This is a genomic window from Azospirillum sp. TSH58, from assembly GCF_003119115.1.
In the GTDB taxonomy this organism is placed as follows: Bacteria; Pseudomonadota; Alphaproteobacteria; order Azospirillales; family Azospirillaceae; genus Azospirillum.
On record NZ_CP022364.1, the window covers coordinates 2,587,683 to 2,603,032 of the forward strand.

The window sequence follows — 15,350 nt, forward strand, 5'->3', positions numbered from 1 at the left end:
GCAGGAATACACCCGCCCCGCGTGCGGCGCCAACCCGCCATGCGGAATGGCGGCGGCAACGCAACATCCCTCGCGTGACAAGGCCGGCGCTTGGCATTACCTTGCGCGCTCGCATTATTGGCGGCCCGCCGCGTGCGGGGCCATTCATTTCGACGGATGCCGGCCGTGACGAAGCTCTCGCTCTCCAAGGACAAGATCAACATCCTGCTGCTCGAAGGCGTTCACGACAACGCCATCAACGAGCTGGCGCATGGCGGCTACGCCACCGTGGAGCGTCTGCCGCACGCGCTGGACGAATCGGAGCTGCTGGAGCGCATCGGGTCCGTCCACATGCTGGGCATCCGCTCGCGCACCCATCTGACCGCCAAGGTGCTGGAGGCCGCGACCCGCCTGTTCAGCGTCGGCTGCTTCTGCATCGGCACCAATCAGGTCGATCTGAAGGCCGCCCGCCGACTCGGCATCCCGGTCTTCAACGCGCCCTATTCGAACACCCGGTCGGTGGCGGAGCTGGTGATCGGCGAGATCATCATGCTGATGCGCGGCATCTTCTCGAAGTCGAACCTCGTGCATGGCGGCGGCTGGATGAAGTCGGCCAAGGACAGCTACGAGATCCGCGGCAAGACGCTGGGCATCGTCGGCTACGGCCACATCGGCACCCAGGTGTCGATCATGGCCGAGTCGATGGGCATGAAGGTCCGCTACTACGACGTCGTGAACAAGCTGGCGCTCGGCAACGCGCAGTCCTGCCACTCGCTGGAGGAACTGCTGGCGGTGTCCGACGTGGTGACCCTGCACGTCCCCGACACGCCGCAGACCCGCGACATGATCGGCGAGGCGCAGATCCGCGCCATGAAGAAGGGCGCCCACCTGATCAACGCCGCCCGCGGCAAGGTCGTGGTGATCGAGGCGCTGGCCGCCGCCCTGAAGGACAAGCATCTGCTGGGTGCTGCCATCGACGTGTTCCCGAAGGAGCCGGGCGGCGACAAGGAGGTGTTCGAGAGCGCGCTGCGCGGGCTCGACAACGTGATCCTGACCCCGCACATCGGCGGTTCGACGATGGAGGCGCAGGCCAACATCGGCACCGAGGTGTCGCAGAAGCTGATCGAGTATTCGGACAACGGCTCGACCATGGGTGCGGTGAACTTCCCGCAGGTCGGCCTGCCGGTGGTCCACGCCGGTTCCACCCGCTTCCTGCACGTCCACGAGAACCGTCCGGGCGTGCTGCGCAAGATCAACGAGGTCTTCTCGGGCCGCAACCTGAACATCGCCGCGCAGTATCTCCAGACCGACCCGGAGCTGGGCTACGTCGTGGTGGATGTCGACGGCGACGTGGACGAGAACGAGGTGGCGAGCGATCTGCGCGCCATCGAGGGCACGCTGAAGGCCCGCTTCCTCTATCCGGGCAAGCGCTGAGGCCCGGCATCGCGGCCCTTGCCGTCGGCGGGGGCCGCACCGACATAGGCGGAATGATCCTCCGCCCGTTTCGACCGCGTCTGCGCGCCGGCCTCCTGACGCTCCTGTTCCTGGGTGGGGGAGGGCTTGGCTTTTCGGCGCCCGCGGCCGCGCAAACCGCGACCGCACAGGGCGGGGTCGCGGCCTGTCCGGACTTCGCGCCGGCCCGCGTGGTCCTCGATCTGCAGATCGCCCCGCTGCGCACCGACTACAGCCAGTCGATCCGCCAACTGGCCCAGAAGCCGGGGCGGCGTCCCGTCGCGGGGCGGACCGCCAACTCCCACACGCTGGGGCTGGCGGCCATTCAATACAATCAGCAATGGCAGGCCGGCGTCATGACGGCGTCGCTGGGGCAGGGCCGCTACTGCGGCGCGGCGCAGACCCTGACCGTCACCTTCGGCTACGACGAGCGGACCGTCTATGTCGCCCGCGAACTGCCGCAGGGCAGCTGCATCCATGGCGAGGTGCTGGCCCACGAGATGCGCCACGTCACGGTGGACGAGCAGCTTCTGCGCGAGTATGTGCCGGTTCTGAAGCGCCGGCTGGAGGAAGTGGTCGGCCGCGCCCGCCCGGCCCAGGGGCGCTCCGAACGGCAGGTGATGGCGGCGATCGAGCAGCCGATCAAGGCGGCGATGCGCCAGTTGATGGAGGAGTTCGGGCGCGAGCGGAACGCGCGCCAGGCCGGCATCGACACCCCCGCCGAATACGAGCGCATCAGCCAATCCTGCAACGGCGAGATCAACCGCTACCTCGGGCGCGTCTGATCCACTGGATGCCGCGTCACCGCCGGCGCCCACGTCCGGAGGCGTGGCGGTCGATGAATTCCGGCGGCTTGCGGGACACCCAGCGCAGGAAGGCGGCGATGTCCGGGTGGGCACGCAGGCTGGCGATGGTGTGGTAGTGGTCGCGCAATTCCGCTTCGCTCAGCACCGCGTGGATCTTGGCGTGGCAGATGCGGTGCATGGTCACGGTGTCCCGCCCGCCATAGGTGCGCGGGATCAGATGATGCTCGTTCAGGCTGGGGCCGGGCACCATCGGGCGGCCGCAGAGGGGGCAGGGGGGAAAGGACGGGGCGTGCGGCGGCATGGAGCGTCCGGACGGGCGGCGGCCGTCAGGCAGGGGGCGGCGCGGGCAGGGCGGTGCGGATGCGGGCGACCAGCTCGTCGGCCTGATAGGGTTTCTGCAGGATGGGCAGCCCGTCCAGCGCCGAGGCCCGCTGGATCTCCGCATAGCCGGTGACCATCAGGACCGGCAGGCCGGGGCGCCGGGCGCGCAGCTCCCGCACCAGCTCCAGCCCCGTCATGCCGGGCATCGCGTAGTCGGTCAGCACGAGGTCCACCTCCGGTTCGCGGGCGAAGACGTCCAGCGCGTCGGGTCCGCTGGACGCCTCCATGATGCGGAAACCGGCATGCTCCAGAACCGTCGCGGTCGCCATGCGGACCAGCGCCTCGTCCTCCACCAGAAGGATGGTGGCGGGGCGGGGCGGGGCCTGGGCGGCGACCGGCGGCTCGGCGTCCCGGCCCTCCTCCTCCTCGGCGTCGGCCCGCGGCAGATAGAGCGTCACCGTCGTGCCGGCGCCCAGCCGGGTGGCGAGAACCACCGTCCCGCCGGATTGCGCGGCCAGCCCGTGCACCATCGACAGGCCCAGGCCGGTGCCGTGCCCGACGCCCTTCGTCGTGAAGAAGGGCTCGAAGGCGCGGGCCGCCGTCTCCTCGCTCATGCCGCTGCCGGTGTCGGCGACGGCGATGCACACGCAGTCCCCGGCGGCGAGGTCGAGCGGACGCCCTTCCGCCTCGTCCGGGCAATTGCGCGTGTGGATGGTCAGGGTGCCGCCCGCCGCCATGGCGTCGCGCGCGTTGATGGCGAGGTTGAGGATGGCCATTTCGAGCTGGTTCGGATCGACCCGCGCCGGCCACAGGCTGGGCTCCGTCTCCGTCACGATGCGGGTGGTGCCCCCCAGCGTGCGTTCCAGCAGCCCGCCCATGCCGGTGACCAGGGCGCCGACGTCGACCGTCTTCGGCTCCAGCCGCTGCCGGCGGGAGAAGGCCAGCAGATGCTGGGTCAGGGTGGCGCCGCGCTCCACCGCCTTCTCCGCCATGTCCAGGGCCTGGGGATGGCTGACCCCGCCGCTTTCCCCCGCGGCGCGCAGCAGGTAGAGCGAGGTGCCGATGGCCTGGAGCAGGTTGTTGAAGTCGTGGGCGATGCCGCCGGTGAGCTGGCCGATGGCCTCCATCTTGCGGGCCTGGTGCAGCGTCTCCTCGATCTCGCGCAGGGCCTGGCCGGTGCGCTCCCGCTCCTCGACGTCGCGGGCGACGTGATAGGCGCCGATGCGCCGGCCGCTGGAATCCAGGATGGTGCCGAAGGCCAGCTCATAGCGCTTGCGCTGCAGGGTGGGGTCGCCCAGCTCCTCCACGATGGTGAAGCGCTCCCCGCCGAGCGCGCGGCTCCACAGGGACTCCGCGGTGGCCTGGGCGGTGGGCAGATGCTCCATCATCTCCAGAAGGCGCTGGCCGATGGCCGGACGGTGGCCGTAGAGCGCCTCGACCTCCCGCTGGTAGGCGCCGTTGAAGAGGATGTAGCGGCACTCCTGGTCCACCGCGACGATCAGGTCGGTGGAGCTTTCGATGATCGCGGCGAACAGGCGGCGGTCGGAGGCGTGGCGGTCCACCAGCTCGCCCAGCTGCATCTCGTGGGCGCGCCGCCGCTCCGTCACGTCCTCCAGGATGCCGACGGCGCGGGTGGTGCCGTCCGGGTCGGTCAGGCAGGAGCCGCGCATGGCCAGCCAGCGCACCTGCCCGTCGGGCGAGCCGACGGGAAACTCCGCCTCCAGCTCGCCCTTCGACGGGTCGTCGCGGAAGAGGGCGGCGCGGATGGCGTTGCGGTGGTCCGCCGCGACGTTGCGGATCCAGGATTCGACCGAAGCGCCGTCGAGCACCGGGACACCCAGGAGGGCGGCGGTGTGGTCCGACCCGTGGAAGCGGCGGCTGCGCGTGTCGAAGCGCCAGACCCCCAGCCCGACGACCTCCATGACCAGCCGCTGCTGCGCCTCGCTGTCGCGCAGGCGGCGGGCCGCCCGGTTCAGCGCGCCGGCCACCGCGTTGACCTCGCGGATCGGCGTGGGGGCGGTCATCACCAGCGCGGCGTGCGGGCCGTCGCGCCCCAGCGCCAGGGCGGAGCCGGCGAGCGCCGCGACCGGGTCGGCGATGCGCCGCCCGACCGCCAGCGCCATCGCCAGGCTGACCAGCAGCAGGATGCCGCCGCCGCACAGCACCAGCGTGACCGAGCGGCGCATGGGCTCGGCGATCAGCTCCTGCGGGACGCCGACGGCGACGGTCCAGCCCGACAGCTCCGAGCGGGCGAAGGCGTTGAACAGCGGCGTGCCGTCCCGCGCCACGATGGCGAAGGTCCCGGAACTGGCCGAGGCGGTCCGGCGGAACACCTCGGCGGGGATCGGCGTGCCGGTGAAGGAGTCGGAGGCCGCGGTCCGGGTGATGACGACGCCCTGGCGATCCCACAGGGCGGCGACCCATCCTTCCGGAAGGCCCTGCTGGCGCAGCACCTCGATGAACATCTCGGCCGGGATGCTCATGGTCAGCACATGCTCCGAAGGGCCGTTCCGCGTGATGGGGAGGGCGACGGCGACCAGGGGGCGCTGGGCGACGGCGCCCGTGAAGATCTCGGAGATCTGGGTCTGGCCGCTGTCCGCCGTCCGCCGGATCAGGCCGGCCACCGCGGCGCGGGGAAGCGGCTCGCCGAAGGGGCGGCGCGTGTTGAGCATCTGCTGGCCTTGGGCGTTGCTCAGCATGATGTGGACGCCCTCGCGCCGGGACCCCTTGTGCTGAAGCAGTTCGGTGGCCTGCCGGTGGAAGGCGGCGAGATCGCCCTTGTCCAGATGGGGAGAGGTGGTCAGAACCTGGAGCGCCGTCTCCATCGCCATGAGTTCGCGGTCGACGGCGACGGCGAGCGTCCGCGCCAGATCCTGGCCGGACCGCTCGATGGCGGCGCTCTGCGTCTCGGCCATGCGGAAAACGGTCCAGCCGGCGAATCCCAGCATCGGCAGCAGCGCCGCCATGACCAGCAGCACCAGCCCGGTGCGGAGCGACAGGCCGCCGGTCCGGGGCTGGTCGTCGCCCGCCACGCTTTCGCCGGCGGGGGCGTCGTCATCCTGAGCGTGCACAGGCACGAAATGTCATGCTCCGGTATGAATAGCGCGAGACGCGTCCGTAACCATCGCAGAGTCCGGCGGCAAAGGACACACCTTTGACGGAGCAGGGTTTTTATCGAAAGGGGTGGAAATATCGGACAATCCGCCCGATCGGGTGACGGCGAGGGGGGAGCGATGCCCTCCCTGCGTCGGCAAAAGAAAAAGGAGCCGCAAGCGGCTCCTTTCCCGTCATCGTCCGGTGCGTGCGGCGGGCGTCAGGCCGGCTGCTTGCCGTCCATCAGCGCCACGAAGCGGTCGAACAGATAGTGGCTGTCCTGCGGGCCGGGCGAGGCCTCGGGGTGGTACTGCACCGAGAAGACCGGCTTGTTCTTCAGCCGGATGCCCTCGTTGGTGCCGTCGAACAGGCTGACGTGGGTCACCTCGGCGTCGGCGGGCAGGGTCTCCTCCATCACCACGAAGCCGTGGTTCTGGCTGGTGATCTCCACCCGGCCGGAGGCCAGGTCCTTGACCGGATGGTTGGCGCCGCGGTGGCCCAGCGGCATCTTCTTCGTCTTGGCGCCCAGCGCGAGCGACAGCATCTGGTGGCCCAGGCAGATGCCGAACATCGGCAGGCCGGTGTCCAGCAGGCCCTTGATCGTCGGCACGGCGTATTCGCCGGTGGCCGCGGGGTCGCCGGGGCCGTTCGACAGGAAGACGCCGTCCGGCTTGTGGCGCATCACCTCCTCGACGGTGGCGGTGCCCGGAACCACGGTCACCTTGCAGCCGGCCGCCGCGAGGCAGCGCAGGATGTTGCGCTTGGCGCCGAAATCGATCGCCACGACGTGGAAGCGCGGGCTCTCCTGCGTGCCGTAGCCGGCGCCGAGCGTCCAGGCGCTCTCATCCCAGCCGTAGGTCTGGCGGCAGGAAACGTCCTTGGCGAGGTCCATGCCCTCCAGCCCCGGCCAGCCCTTGGCCTTGGCGACCAGCGCGTCGAGGTCGAACTTGCCGTCCGGCGCATGGGCGACCACGCCGTTCGGCGCGCCCAGATCGCGGATGCGGCGGGTCAGGCGGCGGGTGTCCACCCCGGCCAGACCGACCAGCCCGTAGCTCTTCAGCCAGTCGTCGAGATGGCGGGTGGCGCGCCAGTTCGACGGGTCGGTGACGTCGGCGCGCAGGATCAGGCCGCGCGCGGCGGGGGTCACCGTCTCGATGTCTTCCGGGTTGGCGCCGGTGTTGCCGATGTGGGGGAAGGTGAAGGTGATGATCTGCCCGGCGTAGCTGGGGTCGGTCAGGATTTCCTGATAGCCGGTCATCGAGGTGTTGAAGCACACCTCGCCCACCGAATCCCCCACCGCACCGATGCCTCGGCCCTTGAAGACGGTGCCGTCGGCCAGAACCAGGACACCGGTGTAAGCGCCGGCATCGCCCGCCGGGAGAGTCGATTGAGCCATCCTTCAGACCTTATCAAGAGCCGCCGCGGGCCACATATTCCTGCTTCGCGGAACGTCGGCGCCGCGTCCCGTCCCGCTGGGCGCACGCGTCGTCGTCGGTCCGTGCCCCGCCATCCCGTTTCCTTGCGGTTCGGGTGTCTGAGCCTGGATCGATTAGTCGGGACGGGTGAGCCGGTCAACCGTATATGACGATTGGTACCCCGATTTCCAGCGGCGCGTTTGCATATTCGCCGTGCTTCACCGGTGGGGCTCGGCTGTTGGAGGGTGAGAAGCGGCCCTTCGGAATTGACGTGGCAATCCGGCGCAAATTTAGGAATATTACCGGTTCGCGCCGCGTCGCCCATGCCATGCCGCAAAGGGCCGGGCACGGCGCGGATGCTGCCGGGCGGCCGTTGATCGTTTCGACCTGACGAACACCACAGACGATACAAGGACACACAGCAATGCTGCGCACGCGCCTGAACGAGGCTTTGAAGCAGGCGATGCTCGCCAAGAACCAGCGCGCCGTCTCGACCGTGCGCCTGATCCTGGCCGCGCTGAAGGACCGGGACATCGCGGCGCGCTCGCGCGGCGTCACCGACGGCATCGACGAGGCCGAGATCCTCTCCATGCTGCAGACGATGATCAAGCAGCGCGGCGAGTCGATCAAGCTGTACGAGCAGGGCGGCCGCCTGGAGCTGGCCGAGCAGGAGCGCGAGGAGATCACCATCATCGAGGGCTTCCTGCCCAAGCAGATGTCGGAGGAGGAGGTGGCCGCCGCCGTGAAGACGGTGGTGGACGAGATCGGCGCCACCTGCATCAAGGACATGGGCAAGGTGATGGCGGAGCTGAAGGTCCGCTACGCCGGCCAGATGGACTTCGCCAAGGTCAGCGGCGCCGTGAAGCAGCAGCTGTCGGCCTGCTGACGGTGCGGTCTCCGATCTAGCACGGGAGCCGCCCGCCCATGGCCTTCCCGCCCCAGTTCCTGGAAGAACTCCGCACCCGCCTCGCCTTGTCGGACGTGGTGGGCAAGCGTCTGCGCCTGATCCGCGCCGGCCGCGAGTACAAGGCGCCGTGCCCCTTCCACAACGAGAAGTCGCCGTCCTTCTACGTCAACGACCAGAAGGGCTTCTTCCATTGCTTCGGCTGCGGGGCGCACGGCGACATCATCGGCTTCGTCATGCGCCACGACAACCTCGCCTTCCCGGAGGCGGTGGAGGCGCTGGCCGGCGAGGCGGGGCTGCCGGTCCCCCGCGCCACCGAGGAGGACAAGCAGCGCTATGAGCGGCGCAAGACGCTGCACGATCTGGTGGAGCAGGCCGCCCGCTGGTTCGAGCAGCAGCTCTACGCCCCGGCGGGCCGCGCCGGGCTGGAGTATTTCCAGCGCCGCGGGCTGGACACCGACGGCATGGCGCGCTTCCGCCTGGGCTTCGCCCCCGGCGATTCCGGCGCGCTGCGCAGCCAGCTGCTGAAGCAGGGCTTCTCGGAGGAGGACATGGTGACCGCCGGCCTGCTGAAGCGGCCGGAGGACGGGCGCACGCCCTACAGCTTCTTCCGCAACCGGGTGATCTTCCCGGTGACCGACCGGCGCGGCCGGGTGGTCGCCTTCGGCGGCCGCATCCTGGAGGGCGACGGCCCGAAATACGTCAACACCGCCGACACGCCGCTGTTCCACAAGGGCACGCTGTTGTACGGCCTGTCCCGGGCGCGGCAGGCGGCGGCGGACGGCAAGCCGGTGATCGTCGCCGAAGGCTACATGGACGTCATCGCGCTGGTCCGCGCCGGGTTCGAGGGCGCGGTGGCGCCGCTCGGCACCGCCCTGACCGAGACGCAGGTCCAGGAGCTGTGGAAGCTGATCCCCGACGCGGAGAAGGTGCCCTTCCTCTGCTTCGACGGCGACAACGCCGGGCGCCGGGCGGCGTGGCGGGCGGTGGAGCGCATCCTGCCGCACCTCGCGCCCGGCCATTCCGCCCGCGTCGCCTTCCTGCCGGAGGGGGAGGACCCCGACAGCCTGATCCGCCTGCACGGTCCCCGCGCCATGCAGGAGGTGCTGGGCGAGGCCATCCCGCTGTCCGAGGCGGTGTGGCGCATGGAGACCGAGGGCAAGCCCACCGACACGCCCGAATCGAAGGCGGCGGTGAAGGCCGCCCTGGACTCGCGGGTCGGGCAGATCGCCGACCGCGACGTGCAGTCCTTCTACCGCACCGAGATGCGCCGCCGCGTCGACGAGGCCTTCGCCCCGCCGCCGCGCCAGCGCAACGGCCGCGGCCCCTGGGTCCCGAACGGTTCCTGGCAGGGCGGGGGGCAGGGGGGCGGGCGTTTCGGCCAGCCGACGCGCCGTCACACGCCGGGCCTGCCGGGCCTGCGCACCGCGCCGCCGCCCGGCCACCGCCGCCGCAACCCCGGCAATCTCGCCGCCGCGCGGGAACGCGTTCTGCTCGCCGTGATCATTAACCACCCCGAACTGTTTGATGAGTTGGGCGAATCGTTGGGCATGCTGCCGTTTCCCGACCGGGAATTGGAGGAATTGCGCCAAGCGGTCATTGGATTGCTTGCTGAACGGCGGGAAAACGACTCGGGACTTGACGCCGCATCGCTTTGTCGCCACTTGTCTTCCGCCGGCTATGATACCATTGTCCGCTCTCTGCTCAGCGAGTCGACCTATGTCCATGCCGGCTTTGCACGCCCGGATGCGTCCTCCTTGGATGCGAAACGGGGGTGGTGGCCGACATGGCATCACCTGCATCACAGGCAGGTGATGGCCGATTTGAGAGAAGCGGAGGCGGCTTTGGCCCGTGACAACAGCGAGGCGAACTTCGCGCGGGTCGTGGCCCTTCAACAGGAGGTCATCAGGTCCGGAATGGGTATGACGGATGACGAGGATCTCGACGATGCCTAGCGGCCAGCGCCGCCGGGCGTGGTGCGGAAGGGAAGGGCCGGAGGGAATGAGACCCGGAAGGGTCAGACCGGACAGGCTCCGGTACGGTTCACAACCGGTTTAAGCAGGTGCGGATCGACAGCGGGGGGCCGCTGCGGTGCGCGCTATGGGTTTTTATTATGGGGTAATGCGGGGGCATCGATCGCATGGCCACGAAAGCTGCGAACAGCGTTGAAGTTTCCGAAGCCCGGGACGAGGCCGGCGACGGCCCGCTCATGGACGGCATGGGTCTTGCCGTCAAGAAGATGATCGCCCGCGGCAAGGAGCGTGGCTACGTCACCTATGACGAGCTGAACGCCGCCCTGCCGCAGGACACCTCGTCTTCCGAGCAGATCGAAGACACGATGGCCATGCTCTCCGAGATGGGCATCAACATCGTCGAATCGGAAGAGCAGGATTCGGAAGGCAACGCCAACGCCGACGGCGAGGGCGAAGGCCGGTCCGCCGGCAATCTGGACGATGACGACATCGGCCGCACCGACGACCCCGTGCGCATGTATCTGCGCGAGATGGGCTCGGTTGAGCTGCTGTCCCGCGAGGGCGAAATCGCCATCGCCAAGCGCATCGAGGCCGGGCGCGAGATGATGATCGGGGCGATCTGCGAATCGCCGCTGACCATCCGCGCCATCCTCGAGTGGCACGACGCCCTCATGGAAGGGAAGATGCTGCTGCGCGACATCATCGACCTGGACGCCACCTATGGCGGCGGCCCGGACGGTGAGGAAATCCCCGAAGGTCTGGCCGAGACGGTGGAAGCCGCTCCGGAGGAGACCGAGGAGGAGCGTCCGCCGCGTCCCGAGGGCGAGAGCGAGGAGGAAGGCGACGAGGACGGCGAGAACAGCCTGTCCCTGTCGGCCATGGAAGCCGCGCTGAAGCCGCAGGTCATCGAGACCTTCGAGAAGATCAAGGCCACCTACGACAAGCTGCACAAGCTGCACGAGGGCCGCATCGCGGCCATCCAGCGCGGCGAGGACGTGGCCAAGCAGTCGGACAAGAAGTACGACAAGCTCAAGACCGAGATGGTCGAGCTGATGAACACGGTGCGCCTGAACAACCAGCGCATCGAGCAGCTTGTCGAGCAGCTCTACGCCCTGAACCGCAAGCTGACCGGCTTCGAAGGCAAGCTGCTGCGCATGGCGACCGACTGCCGCGTGAAGCGCGAGGACTTCTTGAACCACTATTTCGGGCACGAACTCGACCCGAACTGGCTGGAGCGCATCCGCGGCCTGAACCCCAAGACCTGGGGCAAGTTCTACGACAAGTACGAGGCCGACATCCGCAAGACGCGCGACGGCGTGTCGAGCATCTCGGACGAGGCCAAGCTGCCGATCAGCGAGTTCCGCCGCATCGTCTCCACCGTCCAGAAGGGCGAGAAGGAAGCGAGCCGCGCGAAGAAGGAGATGGTCGAGGCCAACCTGCGCCTCGTGATCTCCATCGCGAAGAAGTACACGAACCGCGGCCTGCAGTTCCTGGACCTGATCCAGGAGGGCAACATCGGCCTGATGAAGGCGGTGGACAAGTTCGAGTACCGGCGCGGCTACAAGTTCTCGACCTACGCGACGTGGTGGATCCGTCAGGCGATCACCCGCTCGATCGCCGACCAGGCGCGGACCATCCGCATCCCGGTCCACATGATCGAGACGATCAACAAGCTGGTCCGCACCAGCCGCCAGATGCTGCACGAGATCGGCCGCGAGCCGACCCCGGAGGAGCTGGCGGAGCGTCTGATGATGCCGCTGGAGAAGGTCCGCAAGGTCCTGAAGATCGCCAAGGAGCCGATCTCCCTCGAAACGCCGATCGGCGACGAGGAGGATTCGCATCTCGGCGACTTCATCGAGGACAAGAACGCGGTGCTGCCGCTCGACGCCGCCATCCAGGCGAACCTGCGCGAGACGACGACCCGCGTCCTGGCCTCGCTGACGCCGCGCGAGGAGCGTGTCCTGCGCATGCGCTTCGGCATCGGCATGAACACCGACCACACGCTGGAGGAAGTCGGCCAGCAGTTCAACGTGACCCGCGAGCGCATCCGCCAGATCGAGGCGAAGGCGCTTCGCAAGCTGAAGCACCCGTCGCGGTCGCGCAAGCTGCGCAGCTTCCTGGACACCTGAGGGTTCCGGGGACGTCGGCGCCGCAGGCACTGCGGTCGTATGGAAAGCGGGGGACCTTCGGGTCCCCCTTTTCATTTTGGGTGCTTTCTTCATTTTGGTTGCGGCCTCCCTCGAACGGGGTTGCATAAGCTCCCGGTTCTGGGCACATTCGGCATCCCTTGGTGGGGGCCTGTAGTTCAGCGGTTAGAACGCGCCGCTCATAACGGTGTTGTCGTCGGTTCGAATCCGGCCGGGCCCACCAATCTTTCCAATGGGTTGCCGCCCAAAAGGTTGCCGCGCCGAAAAGCTGTCGGGACAGCAGCAATCCCCCTAGGCTGCTTTGATCGGTCAAGATGCGCGCGGGGGCTTCTCCATGGCGACGGTGCAGGAAGCGCTGGGGCTTGCGGTCGAGTATCACCTCCAGGGTGCACTGACGGAGGCCAGGGAGCTTTACGGACGAATCCTCGCCGTCGAGCCGGACCAGCCTCACGCGCTGCATCTTTCAGGCGTGCTCGACGGGCAGCAGGGCCGCCCCACGGAAGCGATGGCGCGGATTCGCCGCGCCATTGCCAGTGCGCCGGACATCGCCGACTTCCACGCCAACTTCGGCAAGCTGGCCGTGGCGATGGGCCGGACGGACGAGGCGGCCGCGCTCCACCGCCGGGCGCTGACGCTGCGCCCCGGCCACCCGGATGCGCTGGCCGGTCTGGCGCCGCTGCTGGCCGAAGGGCCTCCGACCGACGAAGCCGTGTCGGTGCTCCGGCAACTCCTCCGCCTGAGGCCCGAGGAGGGTAGCCTGTGCTTCTCCCTTGCGCGGATGCTGCGGGCGCGGGGGGAGGAGAGGGGGGCGGTGGCGGCCTATCGCCGTCTCATCGCGCTCGACCCGAGCCATGGCGCGGCCTGCAACAACCTGGGCAACCTCCTGCGCGCCGGCGGCGCCGTGGCGTTGGCGGCGACCTCCTTCCGCTGGGCCGCGCGGCTCTCGCCCGGCTCCGCGATGCTGCTGGTCAATCTTGGCGCCGCGCTCGCCGATCTCGGGCGCACCGAGGCGGCGATGGCGGCGTTCCGTCGGGCGATCGCCTGCCAGCCCGACAACGGCGACGCCTATTTCGGGCTGGGCAGCGCGTCATCCGGGCCTTGCCCGGCCGACCGTCTGCGGATGTTGAACCATGGGGTGCGCGCCGCCCCCGACCATGCGGGGCTGCTGCACGCCTTGGGGGTGCTCCACGCCAGCCGCGGCGAAGACGCTTTGGCCATCGGCTTCCTGACCCGGGGGGTGGAGGCCGCACCGTGGGACGCCGCGTGCCGGATGGCCTTGTGCGTCGCGCAACTCCGCCACGTCTACGCCGACGGGGCGGAACTGGGGTCCAGGCGCAAGGCCTACGCGCATCACCTCGCCGCGCTCGACGGGCTGATCGGCCCGGGCGCTCCGGCCGAGGCGCGGCGGAGCGCCGCGGACCTCGCGGGCGCGCATCTGCCTTTCCTGCTGGCCTACCAGGGCTTGGACAACCGGGCTTTGCAGAAAACCTACGGCGGCATCATGGCCGGGCTGATGGAGGCGCGTCTGGGGAGCCGCATCCCGGCCATCCCGGAAACGGCCCGTCCCCGGACGGTCCGGGCGCGGTTGCGGGTCGGGATCGTCTCGTCCTACTTCCACGACCATTCGGTGTGGCGGGCGATCCTGGCCGGCTGGCTCACCCAACTCGATCCGGAGCGCTTCACCCTTCTCGGATACCATGTCACCGGAGAGGAGGACGCCTGCACCGCTCTGGCCGCGTCGCGGTGCGCGGTGTTCCGGCGCGGCCTCGGCACCGTGGAGCGCTGGGCGGAGACCATCGTCGCCGACCGGCCCGACGTTCTGCTGTTCCCCGAGGTCGGCATGGAACCGATGACCCATCGGCTCGCGGCGCTCCGCCTCGCGCCGGTGCAGGCCGTGGCCTGGGGACACCCTGACACGACGGGGCTTCCCACGCTCGACCATTACCTGTCGGGCGACCTGCTGGAACCGCCGGATGGAGACGCCTTCTACAGCGAGCGCCTGCACCGCCTGCCCAACCTTGGTTGCTACGTCGAGCCCACGCGGCGACCCGTCGCGTCGGTCGCGCGCGGGCGGTTCGGCCTGTCCGACGGGGCGCCGGCCTTCCTGTGCAGCCAAAGCCTGTTCAAGTACCTGCCGCAGCACGACCATGTGTTTCCCGCCATCGCCGCCGCCGTGCCGGGCAGCCGGTTCCTGTTCTTCCGGCACAGCCAGCCCACCGTCACCCGCGTCTTTGAGGATCGGCTGGAGCGGGCCTTCGCTCTCCGGGGCATCGACAGCCGGGAGCGCTGTGTCTTCAGCGATCCGCTCGACCATGACGCGTATCTGGCGACGCTGCGGCTGATGGACGTCTATCTCGACAGCATCGGCTTTTCCGGCTTCAACACGGCCTTGCAGGCGGTGGAGGCGGGGCTTCCGGTGGTTACCCTGCGGGGGAACTTCATGCGCGGACGGCTGGCCGCCGCCCTGTTGGACCGCCTCGGCATGGCCGATGTGGTCGCCCAAAGTCCGGACGGCTTCATCGCCGACGCCGTTCGCCTGGGGCTCGACCCCGCGGCGCGGGCCATCCGCGGTTCCCGCCAGACCGCCGCTCTTCCCGTCGTCTATCGTGATCGTGCGACCATCACCGGACTGGAGCGATTTCTGACGGGATAGCCGTGGCGGCGTCCCTCGCGGCGGTTTCCGCCACGGGCGACGCAAGGTCGCGGCGCAGGCAGACGGCGCTGCCGGGGCAGAGGCTGGCGAATTGCGCGCTGGCCCGGACGTCCGGCGGGGCCTCGCTCCGTTCCGCACGCCTGAATCCGATGCGTTCGAAGAAGCCGGCGGCACCGATGGTCAGCAGCCACAGCCGGTCCAGGCCGAGCGCCATGGCCTCCCGGGAGATCGCATCCACGACCGCGTGACCGTTGCCCCGGCGGCGCCGTTCCGGCAGGACCACGACCGAGCGGAGCAGCCCGTCGCGCCCATAGACTTCCAGGCCGCCGTAACCCAGGAGCCCATCGGGGTCGTCGACGCGCCAGAAGCGCCGCCCTGCGTCGGCGATGTCCTGGTTCGGCAAGCCTTCCATGGCGAGAAGAGCCGCGAGAGCCGGCAACTCCGGCTTCGCCAGCGGCGTGACCGTCCGTGGTCCCGTCATGACGGCTTCCTCCCCTTCGGTCCGCCCACGGCGGGTGCGGACGATTTCCGAAAACTCCCGAAAACAAGAATAACGCCGTCGGATCAGCTGATCCAACCGCGTTCATCAATGCAGTAGGGAACAATC

The 15,350-nt window shown here is 69.2% G+C and carries 10 protein-coding genes and 1 tRNA gene; 7 read left to right on the forward strand and 4 right to left on the reverse strand.

Annotated elements, in window-relative coordinates; all coding sequences use genetic code 11:
• Positions 1-156: 156 nt before the first annotated feature.
• Both serA and TSH58p_RS15810 read left to right on the forward strand, forming a co-directional pair.
• Positions 157-1,413, forward strand: coding sequence for a phosphoglycerate dehydrogenase (gene serA, locus TSH58p_RS15805; RefSeq protein ID WP_199230146.1), 1,257 nt, complete (start codon positions 157-159; stop codon positions 1,411-1,413).
• 209 nt (positions 1,414-1,622) lie between these two features.
• A complete protein-coding gene (locus TSH58p_RS15810) occupies positions 1,623-2,216 on the forward strand; it encodes a hypothetical protein (RefSeq protein ID WP_146205891.1) in 594 nt (197 codons plus the stop codon).
• A gap of 16 nt (positions 2,217-2,232) precedes the next feature.
• On the opposite strand, the gene TSH58p_RS15815 is transcribed toward TSH58p_RS15810, so the two are convergent.
• The 3 genes from TSH58p_RS15815 to carA form a co-directional block, all read right to left on the reverse strand.
• On the reverse strand, positions 2,233-2,538 hold the full coding sequence (locus TSH58p_RS15815) for an HNH endonuclease (protein ID WP_247874086.1): 306 nt from the start codon (positions 2,536-2,538) through the stop codon (positions 2,233-2,235).
• 25 nt (positions 2,539-2,563) lie between these two features.
• Positions 2,564-5,635 (reverse strand): response regulator, encoded by a 3,072-nt coding sequence (locus TSH58p_RS15820; RefSeq protein WP_146205890.1) that lies wholly within the window; start codon positions 5,633-5,635, stop codon positions 2,564-2,566.
• A gap of 236 nt (positions 5,636-5,871) precedes the next feature.
• Positions 5,872-7,047, reverse strand: coding sequence for a glutamine-hydrolyzing carbamoyl-phosphate synthase small subunit (gene carA / locus TSH58p_RS15825; protein ID WP_109070560.1), 1,176 nt, complete (start codon positions 7,045-7,047; stop codon positions 5,872-5,874).
• A 443-nt stretch (positions 7,048-7,490) separates the two neighbouring features.
• Between carA and TSH58p_RS15830 the strand changes: the two genes are divergently transcribed.
• The 5 genes from TSH58p_RS15830 to TSH58p_RS15850 all read left to right on the forward strand — a co-directional run bounded on the left by TSH58p_RS15830 (position 7,491) and on the right by TSH58p_RS15850 (position 14,743).
• Positions 7,491-7,952, forward strand: coding sequence for a GatB/YqeY domain-containing protein (locus TSH58p_RS15830; protein WP_109070559.1), 462 nt, complete (start codon positions 7,491-7,493; stop codon positions 7,950-7,952).
• A 38-nt stretch (positions 7,953-7,990) separates the two neighbouring features.
• Complete coding sequence (gene dnaG / locus TSH58p_RS15835) at positions 7,991-9,925, forward strand: DNA primase (protein WP_109070558.1); 1,935 nt, start codon at positions 7,991-7,993, stop codon at positions 9,923-9,925.
• Between the two features lie 185 nt (positions 9,926-10,110).
• Positions 10,111-12,072 (forward strand): RNA polymerase sigma factor RpoD, encoded by a 1,962-nt coding sequence (rpoD, locus tag TSH58p_RS15840; protein ID WP_094302951.1) that lies wholly within the window; start codon positions 10,111-10,113, stop codon positions 12,070-12,072.
• Between the two features lie 165 nt (positions 12,073-12,237).
• Positions 12,238-12,313, forward strand: a tRNA-Ile gene (locus TSH58p_RS15845).
• A 111-nt stretch (positions 12,314-12,424) separates the two neighbouring features.
• Positions 12,425-14,743 (forward strand): glycosyltransferase family 41 protein, encoded by a 2,319-nt coding sequence (locus TSH58p_RS15850; protein ID WP_146205889.1) that lies wholly within the window; start codon positions 12,425-12,427, stop codon positions 14,741-14,743.
• Here the strand turns inward: TSH58p_RS15850 and arsN2 are convergent.
• Entirely contained in the window at positions 14,712-15,224 is a 513-nt protein-coding gene (gene arsN2, locus TSH58p_RS15855) for an arsenic resistance N-acetyltransferase ArsN2 (protein ID WP_109070556.1), read from the reverse strand. The two genes, TSH58p_RS15850 and arsN2, sit on opposite strands and share 32 nt — an antisense overlap.
• Between the last annotated feature and the right edge of the window lie 126 nt (positions 15,225-15,350).